The sequence below is a fragment of the Halorubrum alkaliphilum genome, assembly GCF_017873815.1.
Classification (GTDB): domain Archaea; phylum Halobacteriota; class Halobacteria; order Halobacteriales; family Haloferacaceae; genus Halorubrum; species Halorubrum alkaliphilum.
The window spans coordinates 120,948-146,185 of record NZ_JAGGKQ010000002.1 but is presented as its reverse complement, the minus strand read 5'-3'; the positions used below and the strand labels follow the sequence as shown (position 1 = coordinate 146,185).

The window sequence follows — 25,238 nt, the reverse complement described above, 5'->3', positions numbered from 1 at the left end:
GTGCTCGTCGATCGACGGCACCTCCAGTCTCGGTGTCGAGACGCCCGACCCCGCCATCGCTCGTCGAACTGACAGATAGAGGCGGGTCGAACCGCTCAGTCCGGTGTCGACGTCGACTCGACCAGTTCCCGAAGCTCCGCCATCGAACGCGGCTCGACAGTGACGATCTCGTCATCCGCCGTATAGAACATCGAGGCGGTCACGCGTCGGTCCGGGAACGACGCGGCAAGCACGTGATAGTACACGCTGAGTTGGGTTCGATACTCGTCTTGCGCGTGTCGACCGCGGTCGGTCTTGAGATCGATGACCTCGACGGCGTCCGCGGTGACGTGTACCAGATCGACGATCCCGGAGAGGGTCGTCCGTCCGTCCGCCGTCTCCAACGGGAGGTACGCCCGCTCCTCGACGTGAACGTCGCCGGAGAGGGAGTCGAGAAGGGCCTTGACGTTGCGTTCGTCGTCGTTCTCCGGGGTGACGTTCTCGCCCAACGCGTACGCCTCCGCGAACTCGTGGACCCGCGAGCCGAACGCCATGCCGCGGCCCGTGGTCACCTCCTCGTGGACTGAGTCGTCCATCAGCGAGTGCGGCGAGAGTCCTTCGGGTCCCGCCGTGGCCGGCACCGAGGGTTCGAACGCCGCCCCCGATGCCTCCGTTCGTTCCACGTCGCTAACGGACGGCTCCACGGTCTCGACGTCAACCGGGAGCGCTTCGAGGAAGGTGTTCGGATCCTCGCCGGCACTGAACAACAGGTGGTCCCTCGCACGCGTCATGGCGACGTACAGCAGCCGCCGCTCCTCGTCGTAGTCGGTCGGTTGACACCGTCGCAGAACGTCCGTGCGCCAGTCGTCGTAGACGTGCGGCACGCCGTGTGCCTCCGCGTACGTCTTCCGCAACCGGAGCCCCGTCGTCTCCGAGTAGGTAACGGTGCCGTCGTGACCGCCGGAGGGCGGGAACGCCCCGTCGTTCATGTTCGCGACGATCACGATCGGGTGTTCCAACCCCTTGACCGAGTGGATCGTCTGAACGGTCACCGAGTCCGTGCCGGCGGGTGCCGACACCTCCTTCGTGTCACCGTTCTCGATCCCTCGTGTGATCAGTCGTGTCAGGTCGCCACGCGTCATCGTCGTCGACGTGTGAACGGATTGGAGCGCCGTGAGAAGCGCGTCGGCCGTCGACTCGCGGTGCCCGTATCGATCGAACACGCGACGCATCACTGCCCCGTGCGTCTCCAAGTCCGCGAGCGCTTCGCGGAACGACCGCATCTCGTCGGGGTATCGGTCGTGTTCGAGCACGTGTCGGATCTCGTCGAGCGTGTAGCCGGCGCGCTCCAACACGACGGCCCACCCGCGGTCGGCGTCCGACCCACCCTCCAGTATCCGGAGCCACGCGAGAACCAGCTTCGCGGCGTCGGTTCGGAACAGCTCGATGCCGCCCTCGTACGCCATCGGGAACTCGTAGGCGTCGGCGACGGAGAGCAACTCACGACCGTACTCACGGGTTCGCGTGAGCACCGCGACGTCGTCGTACGTCGGCGGACGGAGTTCGCCGTCCTCCTCGACGGCGTACTCGTCGTTGCCGACGATCGACTGGATCCGTGACAACACGGCCTCGTGTTCGTCCGGGTGCTGGAACGCCTCGATCCGGGATCGGTCGTGGCTCGCGTTCGAGACCAGCGACACGATCCGGTCCCGGATCGATTTGCCGTCGATCGACTCCCTTCCGCTGCCCGGCGCGACCAACGCGTGCTCGGAGAAGTCGAGGATCGACTGGGTCGACCGGTAGTTCCGTTCGAGCTCGATTCGCGTGATCGGCGACAGCGGGAACGACACGCGGTCGGCTCCCTCGTTGAGTTCCGCCGCGAACCGGTTCAGCCTGGACTCGAACTCGGTGATGTTCTCGACCGCCGCGTACTGGAACGAGTAGATGCTCTGCTTCCAGTCGCCCACCACACAGAGGTTCGGCGTCCCCGAGAGCAACAGGGCTATTTTGAACTGGATCTCGCTGGAGTCTTGGAACTCGTCTATCATCACGTACTCGAACGACGCCGACTCGCGTACGGCGTCGTCCTCACAACACAGGACGAACGCGAACAGCTGGAGGAACGAGAAGTTCAGGTAGTTCCGGCCGAGCGCGAACTCAAGATACTCGAAGTAGACGTCGTGGACGAACCCGATCAACTCCTCCCGGTCTTCGTGAAAGACCCGTTCGGCGACCCCCTCGGGAACGGCCTTCGACCCGCGCTCGCCGCGGATGTCGGCCTTTTCGGGCGCGCTCGGGAGATAGCACTTGTCGCTCCCGTATCGAGCGAGGTCGGACCGGAGCGTAGACTGCCTGCTACCGCCGTTTCGGGGCTCGTTCACCGCGTCGAACGCGCGCTTGAACGCGTCGTAGTCGCCCGCCAGCGCCTCCTTCGAGTTCCGGTACCAGCCGTCTTTCGTCGGAAAGACACCCTTCGACGCGAGATCAGATAGTACGTCGAGCAGTTCCATCGGGTCGGACAGGCTCCGGAGGAATCCGGCGTGCTCGTCGTGCTCGTCGGCGAACCGATCGATGAACGACGTGAACGCCTCCCGCTCGATCGTCTCGTCCTCGATGATGCGCGTCGAGCCGGTGATCGAGTCGTCGATCCCGAGATACGACGGCGCGTCGAAGCCGTGCTCGTCCAGCAGGTCGTGACAGAGACTGTGGAACGTCTGTATCGGCGCGTCGTTCAGCGCGCGCAGGTCGTACTCGCCGTTCGCGACGATGCGCTCCTTCATCTCGCCGGCCGCGTTCCGGGTGAACGTGATCAACAGGACGTCGTCGGGCTCGACGCCCTCCTGTGCTACGATGTTCGCGTATCGACGCGTGACCGTGAACGTCTTTCCGGTGCCGGCACCGGCGTCGACGAGGTGGATCCCCTCGGTCCCCTCGATCAGCCGCCGTTGTTCGGGGTTCGGCGAGGTCATCGATCCGCCCCCGCACCGCTCTCCGTCAACAGCAGGTCACGGTGGCTCACGTAGCGGTAGTTCGGCTCGCCGGCCCGCCCCTCGATCGGGAACCGTTCGTCCCCGGCACGATGCCGATCCAGCTCCGAGAGGTGCTCGTCGACGAACCGTTCGAACTCGTCGAGGTCGGTCTCGAAGTAGCCTTCCTTTCGGTAGCGACACAGGTGTCTGAACGCCTGCATACAGCCGTTCCTGACGTACTCGTAGTCACCGACCGCCGCGACCATCCGATCGGTGAGCGCCTCGCCGAACGACGAGGCGGCCAGCTCGTCGGCGTCACGCGTCCGCGGCGGCGAGTACGCGTCGAAGGCGTCCCGGTACGTCCCGTAGCTCGCCTTCGAGAACGTCTTGGTACAGTCGTTGGCGGCCTCCTCCCGTAGCTCCTCGAACACTTCGCCAGAGGCGACGTGCTCGGCGAACGACCGCGGTCGATACGTCACTGTCGTCAGACAGTCGTCGAGCGAGGCGTCGCCCACCACGGCGTCGTCGAGCGTTTCGAGGAAGTGGAAGAACGTGAACTGAAGCCGCTCTCCGGGCCGCTGCCGTCGCCAGTACGTGAGATACGCGAGCGCCTGAAAGTTCGGCGTGTCGCTGGGCTCCGCGAGCGACGAGTCCCTGATGACCCGTGATGCACGCTTCCGGCGACCGCTCTTGTGGTCGATCAGCGTCGTCGGCGACCCTAAGAGATCGATCTTCCCCTTGAGTCCGAGCTCCGCGTCGTCGAACCAGCGCTCGGCGACCGGCGACTCCACCGGCACGTCGAACAACTCCGCGAAGAAGTTCTCCCCCCACCCGCTTGCGGGCGTCACGAACGAGGCGTCGGTCGGCCCGTGCTCGGCGAGGAACTCGCGGATCGTCTCTAGGCCGACACGGTAGCGCGTTCGTCTCGTCGGAACGTCGACGGGGCGGTGGAACGCTCGAACCTCCTGTACCATCGCGTCGACGAGGTCGTCGATCGAGTGGGAGTCAACGATCTCCGGATGAGCCACGGTGAACTCGGCGAAGTCGTGAAACAGCGTCCCCTCCGCGAAGTAGTGCGTGTCCGGCGAGTCCACGATCCGGTCGAAGAAGTAGTCCCGCGGCGAGTTCGCGTACGCGTTCAGCCCGGATTGACTGACGCTCTCGGTCGACTCGATCTCGATCGACGCGTCGAGCGCTTCGCGGTCGAACCCCTCCGTATCGCTCCGGGAAATCCGCGTGTGTCGGATCGAGTTCAAGTCGCTGAACCGCTCGAAATCCTCGTCGAACAGCTCCGAGAAGTACGGACACGGGGTGACCGGAGTGCCGCCCGCGGAGTCCAGCACCAGATAGTGCCGTTCCGTGCCGCTCTGTATCAGGGACCGGAACCCGTCGAGGTTTCGTTCGAACTCCTCGTCGCGGTCGACCCACGGTCGGTTCGGGGACGTGTGCATCCACTCCTCGTCGAGCCCGAGATGGAAGACGAGGGGGCGGTCGACGAACGACGCGGCGTTCGCGTCCGCGAGCAGCACGCCCTCGTTCTCGCGGTCGACCGGGACCTCGTACGTGTCGAAGTAGTAGGTCAATCGGTCGACCAGTTCCGCGGAGACCGGCTCCGAGAGCACGCCGAGATCGGCAATCTCCGCTTCGAGCGATTCCAGCTCGGCTCCGGAGCGCGCCTCGTACGTCGCGAGCGCCTCCCCGACGGTCACCCGGTCGGGCGCGTCGAGAAGCGGCGCGAGCCATTCGAGCTCCTCCCCGGCGATCTCGGCGAGCCGTTTCTCGTCGTGGTCGACGGAGATCTCTTCGCCGAGCACAGACAGGAGCGGTTTCACGGAACGAACGCGCGTGTTCGAGCCGCCGGTGAGAGATCGAAGCAGCTGAACGAACGCGCGATGGTCCGGATCGTCCATGAATCCGGGGCCGCCGTAGTACGGGATCCCGGCGGTTTCGAGCGCGGACTCGACCAGCGGCGAGTACTCGCTTCCCTCGTCGAGCACGACCGCGATGTCGTCGGCGTTCGAGGCGGTGATCGTATCGAGGAGCGCGTCGACGATCGCGCCTGGTGATTCGAAGATCCGGAACGGCGGCAGGTCGAACGGCTCCGCCGTGAACCGGTCGATCGAGTCGTACTCGTCGGGAAGGATCGAGCGTTCGAGCTCCGTCAGCTGGGACTCGCCGACGACGGCGACCGTCGACCCCTCGTCGATCCGGAAGTGGGTCAGGATTTCGGACGCCGTCCCAACCGACCGGATCGTCTCGACCACGGTTCGCGTCCGGTGCGTGTCGAACCCGTCGTACTCGAGGATCGCGTCCGGGCGACCTCGGTACTCCCAACACTGTAACACGTCGCCGACTGACCGTGAGACCTCCTTCCACGTGAGGTCCGTCTCGTGGATCGCGTTCAGGAACGCGGTTCGGTCCTCCTCGGTCTCCCGGCGGCGCGTCGCCAGACGACGGGGCGTTATCGCGAACGGACCGAACTGCGGGTGATCGATCCGCCGGTTGATCGCGTCGGCGAGCGGGGAGTCGGGGACGATAACGAGGTCGTGGTCCGAAACCGCTCGGTAGAGCTCGTCGAGGGGTTTCGTTCGCTTGATGGACACGATACGTGGTCATCCGTCCGACCCGGCATAAATCCGATGCGGTCGATCCGTCTCGGGCGGTACGGATCGCCGGTCCGTCTCGGGCGGTGCGGGTCGTCGGCAGCCTACTGGCGCAGCCCGCCCTGCGCTTTGATCCGCATGATATGTCGGACGTTGAGATATATCTCCTCGGGCGAGGTCTCCTCGTCCGGGTCGTACAGGTCCGAGACGCGGTAGAGGATCGCCGACAGCTGCTTGCTCTCGTCGCTCTCTCCCCGTACGTCTGCGGCGATCTCTCGGAGAGACTCGCGCCGCTCCGCGTTCGGCGGGAACGCCTCCCCGTCCGCCTCCTCGGGAACGACCGGGTCGACGCCGGCCGCCTCCATCGCGTCGGCCGACTCCGGGCCGTCGGCCGGCGCTTCCGCCGAACCCTCAGCCCCGTCCGCGGGGTCGTCGCCGTTCGACGTCATCGGCCGTCGCTCACCTCGCGCCGACGCACCACGCCGGCGTTGTTCGCGACGTTCTCGACGATCACCCGGAACGCGTCCGCGGTGTCGCCGTCGCCGAGCACGATCGGCTCCCCGCCGTCGCCGCCGGTTCGAACGGCTGGATCGAGCGGGATCCCGCCGAGGAACGGGAGGTCGTGGTCGGCCGCCAACCCCTTCCCGCCGCCGGAGCCGAATATCTCGTGGAAGCCGCCGCAGTCGGGACACCGAAATCCGGCCATGTTCTCGGCGATCCCGAGCACGTTCGTGTCGTGTTTGCCGAACATCCGGAGTCCCTTCACCGCGTCGTCGAGCGCGACCTCCTGTGGCGTCGTGACGATCACGGCACCGGTCAGCGGCAGCGTCTGGAGGATGGTGAGCTGCGTATCGCCCGTGCCGGGCGGCAGGTCCATCACGAGGTAGTCGAGCTCGCCCCACTCCACGTCCTCGACCAACTGGGTGATGATCTTGTGAACCATCGGGCCGCGCCAGATCACGGGGTCGTCCTCGCCGGTGAGAAAGTCCATGCTCATCAGTTTCACGCCGTAGCGCTCGGGCGGCACGATCGTCTCGCCGTCCGTCTGCGGTCGCTCCTCGGCGGCGACCATCCGGGGCACGTTCGGGCCGTACACGTCGGCGTCGAACAGCCCGACGCGCGCGCCGAGTTCGGAGAGCCCGGCTGCGAGATTCACCGCCACCGTCGACTTGCCGACGCCCCCCTTCCCCGACGCGACCGCGATCACGTTCTGTACGCCCGGCAACACCTGCTCGTCGGTCGAGAGGTCGTCGGGGATCCGTGCCGACAGGTCGACATCGAGTCCCGTGTCCGCCAGCGCCGCACGCACGTCGTCGGCGATCTCCGATTCGTGGGGCGCGAACGGTGCGCCGAGCGCGAGCGAGACGCGTGTAGTCCCGTCGACGACCTCGATGTCGTTCACCAGCCCCAGCGACACGATGTCGTCGCCGAGGTCGGGATCGTGAACTTCCCGGAGCCGCTCCCGTACGTCCGCTTCGTCCATGTCCGAACGGAGGGCGTTCCGTCGAATAAGGGTTCTCCACCGAGGCGACGCTCGTCGGTTCCACCGGTCGGATGCTCGTCGAGAGCGAGCGCCGGTCAGTCGATCCGCGTCCCGGGATCCTCACCACGAAGGAACGACACCAGCCCGTCCGCGCCGAAGACTGACGCGGGCGGGTCGAGCGCGAGCAGCTCGCGGACCTTCGCCGCCATCCCCCCGGAGACGTCGGTCGACTCGCTCCCGCCCAACACGTCCGCGACCGCCTCGAAGGAGTCGATCGCGGGGATGACCGTCCCGTCGGCGTCGAGGACGCCCGGAACCGTCGAGCAGACGCCCACTCGCCGGGCGTCGAGCCGGGTCGCCAGCTCGACGATCAGTTCGTCCCCGGAGACCACGGTCACTCCCGCGTCCGCGGTCGCGACGCCGTCCCCGTGGAGCACCGGCACGAACCCCTCGCCGAGAAGCGTCGCCGTCGAGGCTATCGGCAGATCGAGGTCGCCGTCGCTTCCCTCGGGTCGTGCCGACACGGAGAGGGGATGGACGGGGACGGCCGGAACGCCCCGCTCCTGAAGGCGCGAGAGGACGACCCGGTTGAGCGTCGTCATCGCGCCGTGGATCTCCATCACTGCGTCGGCGTCACGCGTTCCGGTCGTCGTCGAGACGCCGTGTTCGCTGGCGTGGTGATGGCCGAAGCTGCCGCCGCCGTGGACGACGACCAGCCGCGCTACCGTGCCCTCGTCGAGCGCGCCGGCGATCGCGTCACAGGCCGCCGCCAACGACTCACCGTCGAGCGTCTCCGGGCGGTCCTTCTCGGTGATCAGGCTTCCGCCGAGTTTGAGCACGACGGCGTCGCCGACCGCGTCGGGGTCGTCGCTCACGGCTCCTCCACGCGAACGCCCTCGGTCGCCAGCTCTGCCCGGAACGCCTCCTCACAGCCCTGTGTGAACGAGAGCGCGGTCGACGTCTCCTCGTGTGGATCGAGCGCAACGATACAGCCACCACCGCCCGCACCGGTGAGTTTCGCGCCGTGTGCGCCGGCGTCGCGGGCCGCCCACACCATCGTGTCGAGCGAGCGCGCGGAGACGCCGAGCGCCGCCAGCAGGCCGTGATTGAAGTCCATCAGCTCGCCGAGTTCGACGAGTAGCTCCCGGGAGGGATCCGCCTCGGGGACCGCGTCCGCGAGCAGCTCCTCGCCCGCACGGACGATATCGCCGATCGAGCGAACCGTGTCGGCCGCGAACCGATACTCCTCGCGGAGTTCCCGGACGCCGGCCACGAGCTCCCCGGTGTCGCCCGCCCCCCCGTCGAACCCGATCACGAACGGGAGGTTCGGCGCGTCGATCGGCTCGCAGTCGTCGCCCTCGACCCGCACCGCACCCCCCATCGTCGAGCAGAACGTGTCGGCGCGGGACGCCTCTCCGTCCTGTACTTCGAACTCGGCCCGATACGCACGGTCGGCGAGCTCTCGCCGGTCCAGCGGTTCGCCGAGCGCGCGCGTCGCGGCGTCGATCCCGGCGACGACGACCGCCGCCGACGAGCCGAGCCCCGCCCCGAGCGGGATCTCGCTTTCGACGGTGATGTCGAACCCGGCGTCGGGCTCCTCCGCGGCCGCCCGGGCCTGCCGCACCGCGGCGTCGACGTACCCTATCGCGGCGTCGACGAGCGGGGTCGGCACGTCGACGTCCGGTCGATCCCCGGTTCCGCCGGTGTACTCGACGGTGAACCCGTCGAGCGAGAGGTCCTCGGCCGTGACGCGGACGTGGTCGTCGTCCCGCGGGTCGACGGTCACGCGGGCACGGCGCTCTATCGCCGCGGGAACGGCCGGCTCGCCGTACACGACGGCGTGTTCGCCGAAGAGGTACACCTTCCCGGGCGCGCTACAAACGGTCATGTTCGCTCCCACTCTCCGGGGGCTTACAGGCGTTGCGCTTGCGCCGCCGCTGGTCGAAGAGAGACGTTATCAAAAGTCCAACTCGAAGGTGACGACCGTCTACAGTTCGTCCTCGAAGTCTTCGAGGGCGAAGACGGTGTCGGCACCGCGGCGGTCGAGCGTCTCATTGGCGAGCAGCCAATAGACGACCGACAGCGCGCGTCGACCCTTGTTGTTCGTCGGAATGACCAGATCGACGTTCGACAGCTGGTTGTTGGAGTCGCACATCGCGATCACGGGGATGCCGACCGTGATCGCCTCCTTGACGGCCTGCGCGTCGCCAATCGGGTCCGTCACCACGACGACGTCCGGCTCGATGTAGCCGGCGTAGTCGGGGTTGGTCAGCGTGCCCGGGATGAAGCGCCCGGTCCGAGCGCGTGCGCCGACCGCGTCAGCGAACTTCTCGGCCGGGAACCGACCGTACTGCCGCGAGGACGTGACAAGGATCTGCTCGGGATCGTAGTTCGCGAGGAAGTCCGCCGCCGTGCGGATGCGCCCGTCCGTCGTGCTCACGTCGAGGACGTAGAGCCCGTCGTCGCGAACGCGGTGGATGAACCGCTCCATGTCCTTCGTCTTCTGCTGGGTCCCGATGTGGACACCCGCGCTCAGGTAGTCCTCGACGGGGATCAACAGGTCGGCGTCGTCGTCGGGCATCACGTCGTCGTCGAAGGGGGATGGCTCCTCCGCGTCGGCGTCCGCTTCGGCGTCCGCATCGTTCGTCTCGGCGTCGGCGGACTCCGTGCTGGCGTCCGCGTCGGCGGTCGGTTCCTCGGTCGTGTCGGCCTCCTCCTCGACCGCCGCGTCGACCGCCTCGGTCTCCGCGTCGTCGTCGAGTTCGACCGCGTCGTTGTCTTCGCTCATGCGTGGTGGGAGTCCGTCATACCGCGTCGTCCGCGATGCGGACCAGTTCGTTCAGTTTGGCCGTTCGCTCGCCGCCGACCGTGCCCGTCTTGATATAGGCGGCGTCGGTCGCGACGGCGAGGTGTGCGATGGTCGTGTCCTCGGTCTCGCCGGATCGATGCGAGATGGCACACTCCATGTCGTTTCGGTGCGCGAGTTCGACCGCGTCGAACGCGTCCGACAGCGTCCCGATCTGGTTCGGCTTGATCAGGATGCTGTTGGCCGCGCCGACGTCGATCCCCTCTTGAAGCCGCTCGACGTTGGTGACGAACAGGTCGTCGCCACAGATCAGCGTTCGGTCGCCGACCCGGTCGGTCAGCTCCGCGAACGCCTCGTAGTCGTTCTCGTCGAGCGGGTCCTCGACGTACGCGAGATCGTACTCGTCGACGAGCTCGGCGACGTACTCGACCTGTTCGTCGGTCGTCTTCGTCCCGTCACCGTAGACGTACGCGTCCTCCGCTTCGTCGTACAGCTCGGCCGCAGCCATGTCGAGCCCGAAGCGGATCTCGAAGCCGACCTCGCTCTCGACGGTCTCGACCGCCTCCTCGACGACTTCGAACGCTTCGGCGTCCGAGATCGGCGGTGCCCATGCGCCCTCGTCGCCCTTCGCCGCAGGGATGCCGCGCTCGTCGAGCACGTCTGCGACCGCCGCGTGGACCGCGGCGTTCGCGAAGACGGCCTCCGAGACGCTCGGCGCGCCGACCGGTGCCGCGAGGAACTCCTGGATGTCCGTCGCCTCCTTGGCGTGCTCCCCGCCGCCGACGACGTTGCCGAGCGGGACCGGGAAGTTGTCGCCTCTGAACGCGCCGCCAAGGTGCTGGTACAGGGGCGCACCAAGTACGTCGGCGGCGGCCTTCGCGGCCGCCATCGAGATCGCGACTGCACTGTTCGCGCCGATCGCGGAGAAGTCATCCGTGCCGTCGGCCGCTCGCAGGGCGTTGTCGACCGCCCGCTGGTCGCCCGCGTACAGTCCCTCCAGACGAGGGACCGCGTGCTCCCGTGCCTTCGCGATGGACTCGCTCGCGGGGAGCTCGATCGCCTCGAACTCGCCGGTCGACGCGCCGCTCGGTGCGGCACCGCGGCCGAAGCCGCCGGACTCCGTGAGGACGTCCGCCTCAACGGTCGGGTTACCGCGCGAGTCGAGCACGCGCCGCAACGAAACGCTGGTAATTCGTGTCATTAGTTGGATTCCCTCCGGACGGTGAAGGGGAGCGCACCCGCATCGTACTCCTCCGCGGCGACGAGGATGGGCTCCGTCTGGTTCGTGTCGATCAGCACGGGAGCTCCGTACGACACCTGTAGCGCTCGCGCGCCGAGTATCCGTGCTTTCTCGTATCGATTGTATCTCTGTCCTGACATGGTTACTGGTACGGTGAGACGACGTCGACGAGGTCTCGATGGCTCACCATCATCCGGCGACAGCAGTGCCGGTCGACGCCGAGCTCGTCGAGGACCTCGCCGGGATCCTCGTCGCCGTCGCGAGCGCGTTCCTTGAATTCCTCCCAGTGTTCACCCACGACGTTGCCGCACGTGAAACACCGGACGGGGATCATCATGACTGGATCACCTCAGCGGTAGGACTTCTGGTAACGAGCGCGCGCGCCGGGTCCGCCCCATTTTTTGGGTTCGGACTGGCGCACGTCGTTGACCAGCAGCGTGCGATCGAAGCTCATGTACGCGTCGCGCAGCTCAGCGTCACCGAGGTGCTGGACGAGTCCGCGAGCGATGGCGGTCCGCGTCGCGTCCGCCTGCCCGCTGAAGCCGCCACCGGTCACGTCGATATCGATGTCGACGCCGTCGCGAAGCTCCTCGCCGGCGATGCGGAACGGCTCCAGCATCTTGAGCCGCGCCTGTTCCGGTTCGACCAGCTCGACTGGCTGGGAGTTGATACGAACGCGACCCTCGCCCTCGCGCACCGTGGCGCGGGCGACGGCCGTCTTCTTCTTGCCTGAGGTGTTTGTTACCATGTGACGTTGGCTCCCAAGGACTCGGAGATCGACCCGAGCGTGGTGAACTTGATGTTCGACAGCCGATCCAGCGACGTCCCGTCGAGCACGACGCTCTCGACGTCCTCGTCGCGCTCGTAGGGGTTGCCCACGTACACGCGAACGTTCGAGAACGCCTCGCGGCCGTCCTCCGTCTTGTACGGAAGCATACCGCGGATGGCTCGTTTGAAGATGCGGTCCGGGCGTTTCGGGTAGTACGGCCCGCTGTCGGACCCGAGGTTCGCGCGCGTCCGGTAGGTCTCCATCGTCGCCTCCTCGTTACCCGTAATGACCGCGTGTTCCGCGTTGACGACGGCGACCGTCTCGCCGTCGAGGACGCGCTGTGCGACCTTCGAGGAGACGCGACCGAGAATACAGTCCCGCGCGTCGACGACGATGTCCGCGTCGATCTTCGCGAGACTCATCGGATCACCCGGACGTTGCTGCCGTCAGGATTCTGCTCGACAAACTGTTCGAGCGACACCGCTTCGCCAGCCTGATCGATCTTCGTTCGGGCAGTCCCCGAGAAGTCGACGGCGGCGACGGTGATCTCCTTGTTCAGGACGCCGCTGCCAAGCACCTTGCCGGGAACGACGACCGTCTCGTCTTCTTGTGCGTACCGTTCGATGCGACCCAGATTGACCTCGGCGTGGGTACGCCGCGGTCGCTCCAGTCGGTCGGCGACATCCTGCCACACGCTGGCTCCGGAGTCACGCGAGACCGACTTCAGATCGGCGATGAGGTTCTGTAGTTTCGGATTCGTCTTGCTACTCATAGCTGTCCCTCCTCTGTGGTGGGTTGATGAAAAACGGAGTGCAGGGAGCAGGATTTGAACCTGCGGACCTCTACAGGACAGCGCCCTGAACGCTGCGCCGTTGGCCTGACTTGGCTATCCCTGCGTGCACTCCTAGGTACTCCGGCTCCCTTCAAACCACTTTCGGTCCCGCCGTCCGGGACATCGGCGTCGCTTTCAACAGGGGCGAGCGCCGTTCGGGTGGTTCGTGGAGCCGACATTCCTTATACCGCGACTTTCGTTCGTAGTTCGTCCGCGCGCTCCTCGATGGAGTCAATCGCGCGAAGCAGCAGTTCCTCGACGGAAACCGAGCCGTCCGTCTCGATGTGGAAGACGAACGCGCCGGGGACATCCTCGACACGCACGTCCTTCCCGGGGAACTTCTTCGAGAGGTCGTTGTCGAACTCGTCGGTGACGACGACCTCGCCGTCGGGCGTCTCGATGACGCCACGGAGGATCCGGGGCTCGTCGTCGTCGAACTCGCCACGGTCGCCCTCGACCGTGACGCGCTGAAGGTGGCGATAGCCTACGGAGACGCCACCCTGATGTTTGGCGTGTTCCTTGCCGGTGTCGAGAACCGCGTCGGCCTCGAACTCCAGCCGCTGACCCTCCTTCAGCTCGATGATCGGAACGTTCTCGTCGGCGACCTCGACGAGCGGGTCGGCACACTCGATGTCGCCCGAGTACGCCGTCGCCGGCCCCTCGACGTCGAGCGCGAGGGTGACCTCGTCGCCGACTTCGAAGTCGTCGAGCGGCGTCGTCAGGGGAATGAGCCCTAATCGCAGCCCGATCATCTCGTCAAACATGACGGAGGAGTTCTCGACGAACCTGACCGTGTCGATCGAGAACGTCGGGACGTCGGCGATCATCGCGCGGCGGATGCCGTTCGCGAACGCCGGCGTGAGCCCGTGGATCAGCACCCGCGCGCTACGTTCGTCCCGTTCGACGTACTGGACGTCGAAATCTGCTTCCGTCATGTCAGACTCGCTTGTTCTTGGGTGCCTTCGTCCCGTCGTGCGGGATGGGCGTGACGTCCTCGATGCGACCGATCTCGACGCCGGCTCGCGACAGCGCGCGGATCGTCGCCTGCGCGCCCGGACCAGTCGACTTGTTGAGGTTGCCGCCGGGACCACGCACGCGAACGTGGACGCCCTCCAAGCCGGCCTCCTTGACCCGCTCGGCGACGACCTCGGCCATCTGCATGGCGGCGTACGGCGACGCCTCGTCTCGGTTCTGTTTCACCACGGTCCCGCCGGACGACTTCGCTATCGTCTCGGCACCCGTCTCGTCGGTGACGGTGATGAGCGTGTTGTTAAACGATGCGTACACGTGGGCGATGCCCCACTTCGGGTCCTCGGATTCACTCATGTATTTACTCCTGTGACTCCGCGCGCTCGGGGTGGAGATCGTCCGCGAGCGGGCTGTTCTCGTCGAAGGCGATGACGCCCTCGTCGCTCACGTCGACTTTCACCGAGGGGCGCGTGACGCGTGCGCCGTCGACGGTGATGTGTCCGTGAACGATGAACTGGCGGGCCTGCTTCGTCGAGGAGGCGAACCCCTGACGGTACGCGACCGTCTGGAGACGACGTTCGAGCAGGTCCGTCACGTCGAGCGACAGGACCGTCGAGATGTCGTCGTTGTCGCCGAGGATGCCGATCCGACGGAGTCGAGCAACGAACTCCGCGCCTGCGTCCTGTGCGAGTTCGACGTCACCCTGTGCCTCGCCGAGAAGGCGTCGTGCCTCGCGGCGCATGCGGCGCAGTTCGGACTGTGCGCGCCAGAGTTCCTCCTTGTTCTTCAGGCCGTACCGCGAGAGGAGATCGGACTCCTCGGCGATCCGTTCGCCCTGGTACGGGTGATTCGGCGTCTCGTAGCCCTTGGTGTTCTTTCCGGTGCTCATTCGTCGTCACCCGCCTCGTCTTCCGCCATCTCCTCGCGGATCTCCTCGACGTTGACGCCGATGGTCCCCTCGGTACGTCCGGTGGACTTCGTGCGCTGTCCGCGAACCTTCTGGCCGCGCTTGTGACGGACTCCTTTGTACGATTCGATCTGCTTCATGCGGTTGATGTCGTGACGACGCTTCTCGTTGACGTCCGTGCCGACGAGATGGGTCGTCTCACCGCTGAAGAAGTCGTTCTGTCGATTGGTCATCCACGACGGGACGTGGTCCTCGAGGTTCTCGGTGATATCGACCACCGACTCGATCTCCTCCTCGTCGAGGAGACCGAACGTGTCGGTTCGGTCGACACCGGCTTCCTCGGCGACCAGTCGCGCCGTGCGAGTGCCGATTCCGTTGAGTTCAGATAGGCTTCGCTCGACCGACTTCGTCCCGTCGAGGTCCGCGTCCCCGATCCGAACGAAGTACTGGAGGTTTTCCGCCTCCTCTTCGGGCGAGTCGTCCTGTGATTCTTCCGTGCTCATGTGTTTATCGCAGTGAGTCCTACCGGCGCGAATCCGGCGGTACTCGGTCGGTTCGAGCGTTGCGGCGGGGATTCGAACCCCGGAGGCAGTGACGCCACAGAGTTAGCAACCCTGCGCCTTGGGCCAGGCTTGGCTACCGCAACTCGCGTCGTATCATCGCCCTTGCGGACTCGGGACCTGACGCCCCTACAGTTCGTGCATCCGTACGGTCCACCTTTCGGTACTTAAACATCACGAAAGCCCCGGGTGACTGTGTCCGGTTACCACGGGGCGAGCGGCCGTGAAATCCCGGATCCGGAACCGGTCGGTGCCTGCGTTGAGGGGACGTTACAGAACGGTTCACACACCCTGTACCGGTGGCTCTGGTGAGCGATCTCGGGAGTAGGTCTCGCAATACGTTTGAGTGGTTGTTTATGATCTAATAGTGTTGCTGACGGCTATTTATACGTCGTTGCTGACGCGGTGAACACCTCCAAAGCCCCAGTCGCTCGCTTATAAATTGTTGCTGGCGGATCGGCGGTGAACACCTCCAAAGCCCCAGTCGCTCGCTTATAAATTGTTGCTGGCGGATCGGCGGTGAACACCTCCAAAGCCCCGGTCGCGAGGACGCCACACGCTCGCTGCGCTCCTCAGTCGCTCGTTTCACTCGCTCCTTGCGGTGCTTACGTCGCCTGTGGCGTCCTCGCGACTGCCCCTTTGAGTCCCACCCCGCCCCGCAACCACAACCGCACCTCACGCCTCCCCAGCCTCGTCGGTGGTCCTCCGCTTCGCTACGGACCACCGACTCCCTCGCACCGTCGGTTCGCGGCCCTTCGGGCCGCTCACCGGGGCGCGCCGACCGCATCGGTCATCTATCAGTAGTCGTCGCTGTCGCTCACAGTCTATTTAAATACGATCACGTCGCTCTCGATTTGAGAGACCTACTCCCGCTATCATTCAGTTGCGGGCCCGTACCGAGCGAGCGAGAGTGAGAACCAGCGACTGTTGAGGACTCCAACGCAGCCGGCCACTTATAACCACAAAACCGATCGGCGACGACCCACGACGGATCGTGGTCCCCGTCTCGTCGACAGTTTATATACGAAAACGGAAACGATACCGGGTGAGTTTTCATCGCGGGTCCCGCAGTTTTGCGCATGTCCGGGGACGCCGTTCGCGTGGGAGTACTGTCGCTACACAACAGCAAGGAGACGAAGGCCATCTGTAACGCGGTCGAGGACCTCGGTCACGAGCCGGTCTGGCTCCGCGAGGAGAACGCGGCGATAAGCGTCGAGGACGGCGTCGTCGAGATCGAGCCCGCCGTCGACGTGATCGCCAACCGCCTGCTGGTGTCGAACACCGACCAGCCCGCGGAACTGCTCGGGCTGGCGGCGACGTTCGAGCGCATCCGACCGATGCTCAACGAGCCGAACGCGGTGCTCGCGTCGATCCACAAGTTCGCCACCGCCGCGACGCTCGCTGACTGGAACATCCGCGTCCCGGATGCCCTGCTCGCGCTCTCGAACGACCGGCTCAACGAGGACCGCGAGCGGTTCGGCGACGTCGGCGTTTATAAGACCGCCATCGGGACGCACGGCGGTGGCACGTGGAAAGTCGACCTCACCGAGCGGGTGAACCCGAAGGTGGGGAACCGGCAGGCGTTCCTCCAGCAGCTCATCGACCGCGACGACGAGAAACACCGCGACCTTCGCGTGTACATCGTCGGCGACGAGATCGTCGGCTCGATGTACCGCTACGCGCCCGAGGGCGACTGGCGGACCAACGTCGCGCTCGGCGGCGCAGTCGAGGACGCGACCGACGACATGCCGGAGGAGGCCGCCGAGACCGCGCTGTACGCGGCCGACGTGATGGGACTGGACTACGCCGGCGTCGACCTCGTCGAGGGGTACGACGGCTGGTACGTCCTCGAAGTGAACCCGACGGCCGGCTTCAAGGGCCTCTACGAGGCGACCGGGACGAGCCCCGCTCCACACATCGCCAAGCTGGCGATCGAATCGGTCGACGGCGAGGTCGACGACGCGGACGTCGAGCGGATCGCGGCGACGCTCGATGACTCCCGACCCTCGTGTGCGCCGGTTCCGAAGACGCGACCCGAGGAGCAGCCCGTCATCGGCTACATCGAGGAGGTCGTCGTCACCGGAACCTCCGGATCGACGCAGTCGCTCGCGAAGTCCGACACGGGTGCGACCAGAACGAGCATCGACACCCAACTCGCCGCCGAGATCGGCGCGGGTCCGATAAAGAGCATGACCCGCGTGAAATCGGGGAGCGTGAAGGGTGGGAAAGCTCGCCCGGTCGTCGACTTGGTCATCGGGATCGGCGGCAATCAACACACGGTCACCGCGAGCGTCGAGGACCGCGGTCACATGGAGTACCCCCTGCTGCTCGGACGCGATATCCTCACCGACTACCAAGTCGACGTACGAAAGCGCGCGGACGTCGAGGAGGCCGAGCGCGGCGAGGCCGGCGAGATATTGGAGGAGTAAGTCCAGAAGAGGGTTACGACTCGTAGGCTGCCCACACGTACCGCGTCCCGTAGCTCCGGTACGGCCGCCACGCGTCGGCTATCTCGCGCATCTCCGCTCGGCTCAGCCCCGCATCGTCGGCGTACAACGCCTTTATCCCCTTTCTGACCGCCAGATCGCCGAGCGGGAGCACGTCCTCGCGGCCGAGCGCAAAGATCAGGTACATCCGGGCCGTCCACTCACCGACACCGCGGATATCGGTCAGCTCCGCCACCACCGCGTCGTCGTCGTGGTCGGCGAGCGCCTCGCGGCTAAACCCGTCTCCACGGTCCACGAACGCCCTCGCAGCCGAGCGGAGGTACTCGACCTTCGTCCGGCTGACGCCCGCCTCCGTGAGTCGTTCGGTGTCGACCGCGAGCACCCTCGCGGGCGTCACCTCGTCGTCGATGACGTCGAAGGCGCGCTCGCGGATCGCCGCGGCGGACGCCGTCGACAGCTGCTGGTTCAGGATCGACACACAGAGCCGTCGAAACGGGTTCTCGGATGGTTCGACCGCGAGCGGACCGTGTCGATCGATCAACCCGGCCATGACCGGGTCCTCACGGAGCGTCGCCGTAACTCGGTCGTCCATCGACTCCGGATTCGGGCGCGAGACACCTGTACGTTTCCCGAGCGTGACCATCAAAGTAAACTTACCGCGAGTTTCTCGTTTGGAAGATGGAAACGTTCAACCATGATGGTTCCGACCACCTTGGTATGCAACTCGAAGACGTTCAGTGCGTAACGGTTCTCGGTGCCGGGAACATGGGCCACGGCATCGCGGAGGTGGCCGCGCTCGCCGGCTACGACGTGTCGCTACGGGACATCAACGAGGAGTTCGTACAGGACGGCTACGACGGGATCGAGTGGTCGCTCGGCAAACTCGTCGAGAAGAACCGGATCGGCGAGGCGGAGGCCGACGCCGCGCTCGACCGCGTCGAGACGTTCGTCGACCTCGAGGAGTCGCTCGCGGACGCCGACGTTGTGATCGAGGTGGTCCCCGAGAAGATGGCGATCAAGACGGACGTCTACGAGGAGGTCGTCGAGTTCGCGCCCGAGGAGGCCGTCTTCGTCACGAACACCTCCAGCCTCTCCATCACCGAACTCTCCGAGGTCACCGACCGTCCCGAGCGCTTCTGCGGGATGCACTTCTTTAACCCGCCGGTTCGCATGGATCTGGTCGAGGTCATCTCCGGGGAACACACGAGCGAGGAGACGCTCGAACTGATTGAGGGGCTCGCGGAGTCGATGGACAAGACCCCGGTCCGCGTCCGGAAGGACAGTCCCGGGTTCATCGTCAACCGAATCTTAGTCCCCCTGATGAACGAGGCGGCGTGGATCGTCGAGTCCGGGGACGCGACGATCGAGGCGGTCGACTCCACGACGAAGTTCGACATGGGGCTCCCGATGGGGTCGTTCGAACTCGCCGACCAGGTCGGCATCGACGTGGGCTTTCACGTCTTAGAGTACATGCACGAGGTGCTCGGCGACGCGTACCGGCCCTGCCCGCTGCTCGCCGAGAAGGTCGAGGAGGGGAACCTCGGGAAAAAGACCGGAAGCGGGTTCTACGACTACGAGGACGGCGACGGAGCACAGATCCCGACCGACGCGGTCGACGGCGATGTCCGCCGCCGGCTGCTCGCGGTGATGGCCAACGAGGTCGCCGGACTGATCGGCGACGACGTCGCCGACGCCGACGCGATCGACCGGGCGGTGAAACTCGGCGCGGGGTTCCCGGACGGCCCCGCCAAGCTCGCGGACGGCGAGGGACTCGACACGCTCGTCGAGACGCTCGACGCGCTCGCCGACGAGACCGGCGAGGAACGCTACGACGCGACCGACTACCTGCGCGAGGCCGCCGAGGCCGGTGGGTTCCGCAGCGAGGCGAGCGGGGCCGGCGGGGAGGGGGACGATCCCTTCGCCGCCTTCGACACGCTGAACGTCACCGTGGCGGACCGGATCGGTCACGTCGAGATCGACCGCCCGCACCGGATGAACACGATCAGCGGCGAGCTGCTCGACGAGTTCGCCGACGCGATCGACCGGCTCGACGCGGACGACGAGGTCCGGGCGATCCTGCTCTCGGGCGCGGGCGATCGTGCCTTTTCCGCCGGTGCCGACGTCCAGAGTATGGCCGGCGGCGGCGGCAACCCGCTGGAAGCGGTCGAGATATCCCGGCACGGTCAGAAAACGTTCGGGAAGCTGGAGGAGTCCGACAAGCCCGTTATCGCTGCCATCGACGGCTACTGTCTCGGCGGCGGGATGGAGCTCGCGACGGCGGCCGACCTCCGGGTCGCTTCCGAACGCTCCGAGCTCGGTCAGCCGGAGCACGACCTCGGGCTCCTCCCCGGCTGGGGCGGCACACAGCGGCTCTCCCGGATCGTCGGCGAGGGGCGCGCGAAGGAGATCATCTTCACCGCCGACCGCTACGAGGCGGAGACGCTCGCGGAGTACGGCTTCATCAACGAGCTGGTTCCCGACGAGGAGGTCGACGAGCGCGCCCGGGAGCTCGCCGAGGACCTCGCCGCCGGACCGCCGATCGCCCAGCGGTACACCAAACGCGCGATGCACGCCGGCCGCGGGGACGACGAGGCCGGTCTGGAGGTCGAGGCACAGGCGTTCGGCCACCTGATGAACACAGAGGACCTCATGGAGGGAATGACCGCGTTCATGGGCGACGGCGAGCCCGATTTTAAGGGGAAGTAAGCCGTTCGACCCCCCGACACGGATCAGTCGTCGTCCGCGACCCGCGCCGAGAGGAACACCCACCGTTCGTCCTCCTTGTCGACCGATTCGGGCGTGTTCCACTCCCGTTCGACGACGAACCCCGCGTTCCGGAGATGGTCACGCGTCGCCGCCACGCCCGCGATGTGCCACTGCATCTCGACGCCGGTGTCGAGCCAGTCCGGGTTCGCCCCGCTCCACTCCGTCGGACCCTCGGAGACCAGCAGCCGACCGTCATCGGTCAGTACCCGCGCGAACTCGTCGACGACGTCTTGATGATGCCCCTTCGGGACGTGGATCAGGGAGTGGTACGCGATCGCCGCGTCGAAGACGCCGTCACGAAAGGGGAGCGCAGCCATATCTCCCTGCGCGAGCGCCGCGTCGGGGACGCTCTCGGCGGCCAGCTCCAACTGCGCGCGGGAAATGTCGACGCCCGTCGCGGTCGCCGAGGCCGTCAGATCCCGGAGCACGGGCGTCCCCTGTCCGCATCCGGCGTCGAGGACGTGTGCTGACTCGGGGAGATCGCCGAGGAACTGAGCGAGGACCTCGGTTCCGAGTCCGTCCTCGCTCCGATCCGCCGCGTACGCCTCCGCGAGCCCGTCGTACCCGCGGCGGACGGCGTCCTTCTCCACCATGCCGATCCGTTAGACGTAGCCTTGTTCGACGAGCAGCTCGCCGTTCAACAGTGACGCGCCGGCCGCGCCGCGGATCGTGTTGTGCGCGAGGCAGTTGTACTTCGCGCCGGCGTTCGTCTCTTGGACGCCGCCGGCGACGATCCCCATGCCGTCGGCGTACGTGCGGTCGAGTCGCGGCTGCGGGCGGTCGGGCTCGTCGTCGCCGTACACCTTGATCAACTGGTCGGGCGAACTCGGTAGGTCGGCACTCTCGAACGAGGACATTGCCTCGCGGAGCTCCTCGGGCGAGGGGTCGTCGGCGAACTCCGCGAACACGTTCTCCAAGTGGCCATCGAGCGTGGGGATCCGGTTACAGGAGGCAGCGACATCGGCGTCGTGGAGGGCGACTTCCGCGCCGTCGAACTCGCCGAGCAGCTTCCGCGACTCGGTCTCCATCTTCGACTCCTCGCCGCCGATGTGCGGAATCGCGTTGTCGATGATCTCCATCGAGGTGACGCCGGAGTAGCCCGCGCCCGAGACCGCCTGAAGCGTGGTGACGTTGACTGATTCGAGGCCGAACTCGTCGATGGCGGCGAGCGTGGGCACCAATGTGATCGTCGAGCAGTTCGGGTTCTTCACGAGGGCCCCGTCCCAGCCGCGCTCGTCGCGCTGGACCTCGATGAGGTCGAGGTGGCCGGGGTTGATCTCGGGGATCGTCAGGGGCACGTCCATCGCCATCCGGTCGTTCGAGGAGTTCGAGGAGACGACGTATCCCTCCTCCAGGAACGCGGGCTCGACCTCCGCGGCGACCCCGGACGGGAGCGACGAGAAGAGCAGATCGACGTCGGCGTCGGCGATCCCTGCGGGCGACGTTTCGGCGACTTCCATATCCGCGACATCGTCCGGGATCGGTGTGTTCACGCGCCATTTCGCGGCCTCGCGGTACGTCTTCCCGACGCTGTCGGCGCTCGCGGTGACCGCGGCGAGTTCGAACGTCGGGTGGTTATCGAGCAGTTGGATGAACCGTTGGCCCACGGCACCGGTGGCACCGAGGATACCGACTCGTACAGACATTGTACGCTGGTGGGTCACAGACACGTAAGTGGGTTCGGATAGCTTCCGATTTCGCCGGCCGGAACGACGGCGTGAGCGGGATCGACACGGTCGGCTAACGCGGTTATCGCAGTTAAACGATACTCCGGCGTATGGTATCTACACACGATCGAGGACGGATATCGTTCGTCAGTGGCTAGCGACTCGCCGCCACTCTCGGAGGGTAAACGCCTCGTACTCCGTCTCCTCGATGACCGTCCAGTCTGCCTCATCAAACGCGGGGAACCGGGTGTCACCCTCGTACGCCCCGTCGACGTGACTCAGTGCCATCCCGTCGACGTGAGGGTGGAACAGGTCGTAGATCGCGCCGCCGCCGAGGACGTAGACGGCGTCGTCCGCGCCGTCTCCTAGCCGCTCGCGGGCGAGTTCGAGCGCCTCGTCGACGCCGCCGGCGACGACCGCGGTCGACTCCGGAACCCTCTCGATGCTCCGGCTCACGACGATCTGTGCCGTTCCGGGGAGATCCCCGCGCATCGCCTCGAACGTCCGTCGGCCGAGGATAACCGGCGAGCCGGCGACGCGCTCGCGGTACTGTTCGACGTCCTCGGGGAGGTCCGGCCACGGCACTTCGCCGTCGTTCCCGATCACGCCGTTCTCAGCCACGGCGGCGACGCTGACGAGTCGCATATATCGCATTTGAACGCTGAATACAAAAGGGGGTGGAAGAGAGCCGTTCGGCGAAACCGGACGGATACCTCGACTACTCGGCGAGTCCGAGCAGATCGAACGGGTATCCGTTGTCGTTGTCGTCGGCGTACTCGTAGACAACACGAGCGGCCGCAACGTCTTGGATCGCGAGACCGGTCGAATCGAAGACGCTGACGCCCTCGAATCCGTCCTCACCTGCCCGCCCGGGCTTGTTCCCGACGACGATCTCGCCGATCTCGCCGTAAATGTCCTCGTCGGTGAGCGTTCCCGCAGCGTAGGGCACGTTGATCTCCCCGGAGTGAGTACACTGCTCGTGGTCGTCGATGACGATCGTCGCGTTCGTGAGCAGATCGTCCGCGAGTTCGTGTTTACCCGCCGCGTCCGCGCCCATTGCGTTGATATGGGTGTGCTCGCCCACGTCCTCGGGACCGACGATCGGATCCCGAACAGGCGTCACCGTCGAGAGCACGTCACAGTGGCCGGCCTCGGCGACCGACCCCGCGCGAACGTCGAACTCGTCTTCGAAGGCGTCGATGAAGTCGGCGACGCGCTCCTCGTCGAGGTCGCTGACGACGACCTCCTCGATGTCGCGCACTTCGGTGATCGCCTCCAACTGGGTGTACGACTGAACGCCGGCACCGACGATGCCCAGCGAGTCAGCGTCCGGAACCGCAAGGTAATCCGTGGCGACGGCGGCGGCGGCCCCCGTTCGCTTCATCGTCAACTCGGTCCCGTCCATGATCGCGAGCGGGAACGCGGTCTCTGGGTCCGAGTAGATCATCGTCCCCATCACCGTCGGCAGGTCGTGGTCTGCGGGATTGTCGGTGTGGACGTTCACCCACTTGATCCCCGCGGCGTCCCAGTCGCCCGCGTCCAGGTACGCGGGCATCGAGCGGAAGTCGCCGTTGTACTCCGGCAGGTCGATGTACGATTTCGGCGGCATTTGGGCATCGCCGCGTTCGTAGGCAACGAACGCGCCCTCGACCGCGTCGATCACGCGACCGGTCCGCGCGTTCTCGTCGACATCCTGGCTGTTGAGAAGCAGCGTCTGCATGTCGCAGAATTTGCCGTCGGGTACTTATGAGTGCTGAAGCGCTCCGCTTCCAGCGCGCGAACTGAACCGCTACGCCCAGCCGTCGTCCGCGAACTCGACGCCGGTGACCTCGAACCGCGCGCCCACGTCCGACCCTTCCGCTACCTCGATCTCCCACCCGTGTGCGGCGACGATCTGGTCGACGATCGCGAGCCCAAATCCGGTCCCGTGATCCGACGTGGTGTGTCCCCGCTCGAAGACGGCCTCCCGCTCGGACGGCGGGATACCCCGCCCGTCGTCCTCGACGTAGAACCCGTCCTCGTCCCCGTCATCGAGGACGCCCGCAGTTATCGTGACGTCTCCACCGCCGTGCTCGACGGCGTTACGGAACAGGTTCTCGAGCGCCTCGATCGTTCGGCCGGGGTCACATCGGACCACCTCCGACTCCTCGACATCGATGCTAGCCTCCGACGACCGCACGTTCTCTCGACTCGATCGAACCAGCGACTCGAACGCGATGGGCGTCAGCTCGTCGATCGTCGAGCCCTCCTTCGCGAGCGACAACAGATCGTCGATGAGGTCGTCCATCCGGGCCAGAGCCCCCGCACAGGTTTCGAGGTACGGACTGTCGTGCTCAGTCCTCGCGAGATCGAGGTTCCCGTCGGCGACGTTCAGTGGGTTTCGGAGGTCATGTGCGACGGTCGAGGCGAATCGTTCCAGCCGCTCGTTCTTCTCGACGAGGCTCTGTTCGTAGTACTTCCGATCGGTGATGTCCCGGCTGAACCCACTGATGAACTCTATCTCCTCCGAGTCGTCCGTGACCGGAATACACCGCGATTCGACCCACGCTTCGATCTCCGCGGAGCGTTCCACGCGATACTCGATCCGGACGGCCTCACCGTCCGAGACTCGACCCATCGCCTCTGTGACGTGATCGACGTCCTCGGAGCGTACCTGCTCGAGAAACGCCTGCGGGTCGGGGCGGATCTCCTCGGTCGACTGACCGAAGACGGTCTCGTACGCGGAGTTGATGAAGTGGAGCTCCTGCCAGTCCGGCGAGAAGATGAACAGCGCGTCATCGGTCGCTTCGGCAACTGACCGGAGTTTCCGGTCCGTTTGCTCCGCCCGGCGACGGGCGCGGTCGTGTTCGACGGCCGAGAGGATCTTCCGAGCCAGAAGCGCGGACGGGTCGCCGATGGCTCGCTGGATCACGTAGTCGGTGATGCCCGCGCTGATGCTCTCGCTCGCGACTCTCTCGTCGCCCGTCTTCGTGAAGAGGATGAAGGGAATCTCGTCCCCGTCCTCACGGATCGAACGGAGATACTGAAGCCCGGTCTGCCCCGGCATATGTTGATCGCTCAGGATACAGTCTGCGCCGTGACGCGAACGAACGGCCTTCGCCCGTTCTACCGACTCCACGGCCCGAACGTTGATCCGTTCGTCCTCGCGTTCGAGTCGGCTCGAAACCAACTCCAGAAGCTCGGGATCGTCGTTGATGTAGAGAACGGAAACGGCCCCTTTGCCGGTCATTACGAGGAAAAA

The 25,238-nt window shown here is 66.0% G+C and carries 25 protein-coding genes and 2 tRNA genes; 2 read left to right on the top strand and 25 right to left on the bottom strand.

Annotation, left to right across the window (positions count from 1 at the left end; all coding sequences use genetic code 11):
* Positions 1 to 95: 95 nt before the first annotated feature.
* The 19 genes from J2751_RS01935 to J2751_RS01845 form a co-directional block, all read right to left on the bottom strand.
* A complete protein-coding gene (locus tag J2751_RS01935) occupies positions 96 to 2,948 on the bottom strand; it encodes a UvrD-helicase domain-containing protein (RefSeq protein WP_209482783.1) in 2,853 nt (950 codons plus the stop codon).
* A complete protein-coding gene (locus J2751_RS01930; protein WP_209482782.1) occupies positions 2,945 to 5,551 on the bottom strand; it encodes a PD-(D/E)XK nuclease family protein in 2,607 nt (868 codons plus the stop codon). The genes J2751_RS01935 and J2751_RS01930 overlap by 4 nt, the downstream gene beginning before the upstream one ends.
* 104 nt (positions 5,552 to 5,655) lie before the next feature.
* On the bottom strand, positions 5,656 to 6,000 hold the full coding sequence (locus J2751_RS01925) for a hypothetical protein (RefSeq protein WP_209482781.1): 345 nt from the start codon (positions 5,998 to 6,000) through the stop codon (positions 5,656 to 5,658).
* Positions 5,997 to 7,034: an Mrp/NBP35 family ATP-binding protein gene (locus tag J2751_RS01920; RefSeq protein ID WP_209482780.1), complete on the bottom strand. Its 1,038-nt coding sequence runs from the start codon at positions 7,032 to 7,034 to the stop codon at positions 5,997 to 5,999. The genes J2751_RS01925 and J2751_RS01920 overlap by 4 nt, the downstream gene beginning before the upstream one ends.
* A 95-nt stretch (positions 7,035 to 7,129) precedes the next feature.
* Complete coding sequence (locus J2751_RS01915) at positions 7,130 to 7,909, bottom strand: isopentenyl phosphate kinase (RefSeq protein WP_209482779.1); 780 nt, start codon at positions 7,907 to 7,909, stop codon at positions 7,130 to 7,132.
* A complete protein-coding gene (gene mvk / locus J2751_RS01910; RefSeq protein WP_209482778.1) occupies positions 7,906 to 8,922 on the bottom strand; it encodes a mevalonate kinase in 1,017 nt (338 codons plus the stop codon). Before mvk ends, J2751_RS01915 begins: the two co-directional genes overlap by 4 nt.
* Positions 8,923 to 9,021: 99 nt before the next feature.
* The gene (rpsB, locus tag J2751_RS01905) at positions 9,022 to 9,822 is read right to left on the bottom strand and encodes a 30S ribosomal protein S2 (RefSeq protein ID WP_209482777.1); all 801 of its coding nucleotides are present in this window, start codon (positions 9,820 to 9,822) and stop codon (positions 9,022 to 9,024) included.
* A 16-nt stretch (positions 9,823 to 9,838) separates the two neighbouring features.
* Positions 9,839 to 11,041: a phosphopyruvate hydratase gene (gene eno, locus J2751_RS01900; RefSeq protein ID WP_209482776.1), complete on the bottom strand. Its 1,203-nt coding sequence runs from the start codon at positions 11,039 to 11,041 to the stop codon at positions 9,839 to 9,841.
* Complete coding sequence (locus J2751_RS01895) at positions 11,041 to 11,220, bottom strand: DNA-directed RNA polymerase subunit K (protein WP_209482775.1); 180 nt, start codon at positions 11,218 to 11,220, stop codon at positions 11,041 to 11,043. Before J2751_RS01895 ends, eno begins: the two co-directional genes overlap by 1 nt.
* 2 nt (positions 11,221 to 11,222) lie before the next feature.
* Positions 11,223 to 11,417, bottom strand: a complete 195-nt coding sequence (locus tag J2751_RS01890; RefSeq protein ID WP_209482774.1) for a DNA-directed RNA polymerase subunit N — start codon at positions 11,415 to 11,417, stop codon at positions 11,223 to 11,225.
* Between the two features lie 12 nt (positions 11,418 to 11,429).
* Positions 11,430 to 11,828, bottom strand: coding sequence for a 30S ribosomal protein S9 (locus J2751_RS01885; protein WP_209482773.1), 399 nt, complete (start codon positions 11,826 to 11,828; stop codon positions 11,430 to 11,432).
* Complete coding sequence (locus tag J2751_RS01880) at positions 11,822 to 12,271, bottom strand: 50S ribosomal protein L13 (protein WP_209482772.1); 450 nt, start codon at positions 12,269 to 12,271, stop codon at positions 11,822 to 11,824. Before J2751_RS01880 ends, J2751_RS01885 begins: the two co-directional genes overlap by 7 nt.
* Positions 12,268 to 12,621 (bottom strand): 50S ribosomal protein L18e, encoded by a 354-nt coding sequence (locus J2751_RS01875; RefSeq protein ID WP_209482771.1) that lies wholly within the window; start codon positions 12,619 to 12,621, stop codon positions 12,268 to 12,270. The genes J2751_RS01880 and J2751_RS01875 overlap by 4 nt, the downstream gene beginning before the upstream one ends.
* A 39-nt stretch (positions 12,622 to 12,660) precedes the next feature.
* Positions 12,661 to 12,745 (bottom strand) — tRNA-Leu (locus tag J2751_RS01870).
* Between the two features lie 118 nt (positions 12,746 to 12,863).
* Positions 12,864 to 13,616, bottom strand: a complete 753-nt coding sequence (locus tag J2751_RS01865) for a DNA-directed RNA polymerase subunit D (protein ID WP_209482770.1) — start codon at positions 13,614 to 13,616, stop codon at positions 12,864 to 12,866.
* A 1-nt stretch (position 13,617) separates the two neighbouring features.
* Positions 13,618 to 14,007 (bottom strand): 30S ribosomal protein S11, encoded by a 390-nt coding sequence (locus J2751_RS01860; RefSeq protein WP_209482769.1) that lies wholly within the window; start codon positions 14,005 to 14,007, stop codon positions 13,618 to 13,620.
* Between the two features lie 4 nt (positions 14,008 to 14,011).
* Positions 14,012 to 14,539, bottom strand: a complete 528-nt coding sequence (locus tag J2751_RS01855; protein ID WP_209482768.1) for a 30S ribosomal protein S4 — start codon at positions 14,537 to 14,539, stop codon at positions 14,012 to 14,014.
* On the bottom strand, positions 14,536 to 15,060 hold the full coding sequence (locus J2751_RS01850; protein WP_209482767.1) for a 30S ribosomal protein S13: 525 nt from the start codon (positions 15,058 to 15,060) through the stop codon (positions 14,536 to 14,538). Before J2751_RS01850 ends, J2751_RS01855 begins: the two co-directional genes overlap by 4 nt.
* A 57-nt stretch (positions 15,061 to 15,117) precedes the next feature.
* Positions 15,118 to 15,203, bottom strand: a tRNA-Ser gene (locus tag J2751_RS01845).
* A 987-nt stretch (positions 15,204 to 16,190) separates the two neighbouring features.
* Here J2751_RS01845 and J2751_RS01840 point away from each other — a divergent pair.
* Entirely contained in the window at positions 16,191 to 17,546 is a 1,356-nt protein-coding gene (locus J2751_RS01840; protein WP_449405236.1) for a putative ATP-dependent zinc protease, read from the top strand.
* 13 nt (positions 17,547 to 17,559) lie between these two features.
* Here J2751_RS01840 and J2751_RS01835 read toward each other — a convergent pair whose 3' ends face one another.
* Positions 17,560 to 18,156, bottom strand: coding sequence for a DNA-3-methyladenine glycosylase family protein (locus J2751_RS01835; protein WP_209482765.1), 597 nt, complete (start codon positions 18,154 to 18,156; stop codon positions 17,560 to 17,562).
* Positions 18,157 to 18,281: 125 nt separating this feature from the next.
* Between J2751_RS01835 and J2751_RS01830 the strand changes: the two genes are divergently transcribed.
* A complete protein-coding gene (locus J2751_RS01830) occupies positions 18,282 to 20,270 on the top strand; it encodes a 3-hydroxyacyl-CoA dehydrogenase/enoyl-CoA hydratase family protein (protein ID WP_209482764.1) in 1,989 nt (662 codons plus the stop codon).
* 23 nt (positions 20,271 to 20,293) lie between these two features.
* Here the strand turns inward: J2751_RS01830 and J2751_RS01825 are convergent, their stop codons facing one another.
* The 5 genes from J2751_RS01825 to J2751_RS01805 all read right to left on the bottom strand — a co-directional run bounded on the left by J2751_RS01825 (position 20,294) and on the right by J2751_RS01805 (position 25,226).
* A complete protein-coding gene (locus J2751_RS01825) occupies positions 20,294 to 20,923 on the bottom strand; it encodes a class I SAM-dependent methyltransferase (protein WP_209482763.1) in 630 nt (209 codons plus the stop codon).
* A 9-nt stretch (positions 20,924 to 20,932) separates the two neighbouring features.
* Positions 20,933 to 21,976 (bottom strand): aspartate-semialdehyde dehydrogenase, encoded by a 1,044-nt coding sequence (gene asd, locus J2751_RS01820; protein WP_209482762.1) that lies wholly within the window; start codon positions 21,974 to 21,976, stop codon positions 20,933 to 20,935.
* A gap of 168 nt (positions 21,977 to 22,144) precedes the next feature.
* Complete coding sequence (locus J2751_RS01815; RefSeq protein ID WP_209482761.1) at positions 22,145 to 22,642, bottom strand: dihydrofolate reductase; 498 nt, start codon at positions 22,640 to 22,642, stop codon at positions 22,145 to 22,147.
* A gap of 73 nt (positions 22,643 to 22,715) precedes the next feature.
* Positions 22,716 to 23,717, bottom strand: a complete 1,002-nt coding sequence (locus tag J2751_RS01810; protein ID WP_209482760.1) for an ornithine cyclodeaminase family protein — start codon at positions 23,715 to 23,717, stop codon at positions 22,716 to 22,718.
* A 69-nt stretch (positions 23,718 to 23,786) separates the two neighbouring features.
* Complete coding sequence (locus J2751_RS01805; protein ID WP_209482759.1) at positions 23,787 to 25,226, bottom strand: sensor histidine kinase; 1,440 nt, start codon at positions 25,224 to 25,226, stop codon at positions 23,787 to 23,789.
* Positions 25,227 to 25,238: the final 12 nt, after the last annotated feature.

Excerpts from the sequence above, each read along its gene's own strand:
- J2751_RS01880 (WP_209482772.1), bottom strand. The coding sequence starts at position 12,271 with ATGAGTCTCGCGAAGATCGACGCGGACATCGTCGTCGACGCGCGGGAC.
- J2751_RS01885 (WP_209482773.1), bottom strand. The coding sequence starts at position 11,828 with ATGGTAACAAACACCTCAGGCAAGAAGAAGACGGCCGTCGCCCGCGCC.
- J2751_RS01935 (WP_209482783.1), bottom strand. The coding sequence starts at position 2,948 with ATGACCTCGCCGAACCCCGAACAACGGCGGCTGATCGAGGGGACCGAG.
- J2751_RS01835 (WP_209482765.1), bottom strand. The coding sequence starts at position 18,156 with ATGGACGACCGAGTTACGGCGACGCTCCGTGAGGACCCGGTCATGGCC.
- J2751_RS01860 (WP_209482769.1), bottom strand. The coding sequence starts at position 14,007 with ATGAGTGAATCCGAGGACCCGAAGTGGGGCATCGCCCACGTGTACGCA.
- mvk (WP_209482778.1), bottom strand. The coding sequence starts at position 8,922 with ATGACCGTTTGTAGCGCGCCCGGGAAGGTGTACCTCTTCGGCGAACAC.
- J2751_RS01815 (WP_209482761.1), bottom strand. The coding sequence starts at position 22,642 with ATGCGACTCGTCAGCGTCGCCGCCGTGGCTGAGAACGGCGTGATCGGG.
- rpsB (WP_209482777.1), bottom strand. The coding sequence starts at position 9,822 with ATGAGCGAAGACAACGACGCGGTCGAACTCGACGACGACGCGGAGACC.
- J2751_RS01895 (WP_209482775.1), bottom strand. The coding sequence starts at position 11,220 with ATGTCAGGACAGAGATACAATCGATACGAGAAAGCACGGATACTCGGC.
- J2751_RS01850 (WP_209482767.1), bottom strand. The coding sequence starts at position 15,060 with ATGAGCACGGAAGAATCACAGGACGACTCGCCCGAAGAGGAGGCGGAA.
- J2751_RS01830 (WP_209482764.1), top strand. The coding sequence starts at position 18,282 with ATGCAACTCGAAGACGTTCAGTGCGTAACGGTTCTCGGTGCCGGGAAC.
- J2751_RS01925 (WP_209482781.1), bottom strand. The coding sequence starts at position 6,000 with ATGACGTCGAACGGCGACGACCCCGCGGACGGGGCTGAGGGTTCGGCG.
- asd (WP_209482762.1), bottom strand. The coding sequence starts at position 21,976 with ATGTCTGTACGAGTCGGTATCCTCGGTGCCACCGGTGCCGTGGGCCAA.
- J2751_RS01855 (WP_209482768.1), bottom strand. The coding sequence starts at position 14,539 with ATGAGCACCGGAAAGAACACCAAGGGCTACGAGACGCCGAATCACCCG.
- J2751_RS01890 (WP_209482774.1), bottom strand. The coding sequence starts at position 11,417 with ATGATGATCCCCGTCCGGTGTTTCACGTGCGGCAACGTCGTGGGTGAA.
- J2751_RS01805 (WP_209482759.1), bottom strand. The coding sequence starts at position 25,226 with ATGACCGGCAAAGGGGCCGTTTCCGTTCTCTACATCAACGACGATCCC.
- J2751_RS01825 (WP_209482763.1), bottom strand. The coding sequence starts at position 20,923 with ATGGTGGAGAAGGACGCCGTCCGCCGCGGGTACGACGGGCTCGCGGAG.
- J2751_RS01875 (WP_209482771.1), bottom strand. The coding sequence starts at position 12,621 with ATGAGTAGCAAGACGAATCCGAAACTACAGAACCTCATCGCCGATCTG.
- eno (WP_209482776.1), bottom strand. The coding sequence starts at position 11,041 with ATGACACGAATTACCAGCGTTTCGTTGCGGCGCGTGCTCGACTCGCGC.
- J2751_RS01865 (WP_209482770.1), bottom strand. The coding sequence starts at position 13,616 with ATGACGGAAGCAGATTTCGACGTCCAGTACGTCGAACGGGACGAACGT.
- J2751_RS01810 (WP_209482760.1), bottom strand. The coding sequence starts at position 23,717 with ATGCAGACGCTGCTTCTCAACAGCCAGGATGTCGACGAGAACGCGCGG.
- J2751_RS01920 (WP_209482780.1), bottom strand. The coding sequence starts at position 7,034 with ATGGACGAAGCGGACGTACGGGAGCGGCTCCGGGAAGTTCACGATCCC.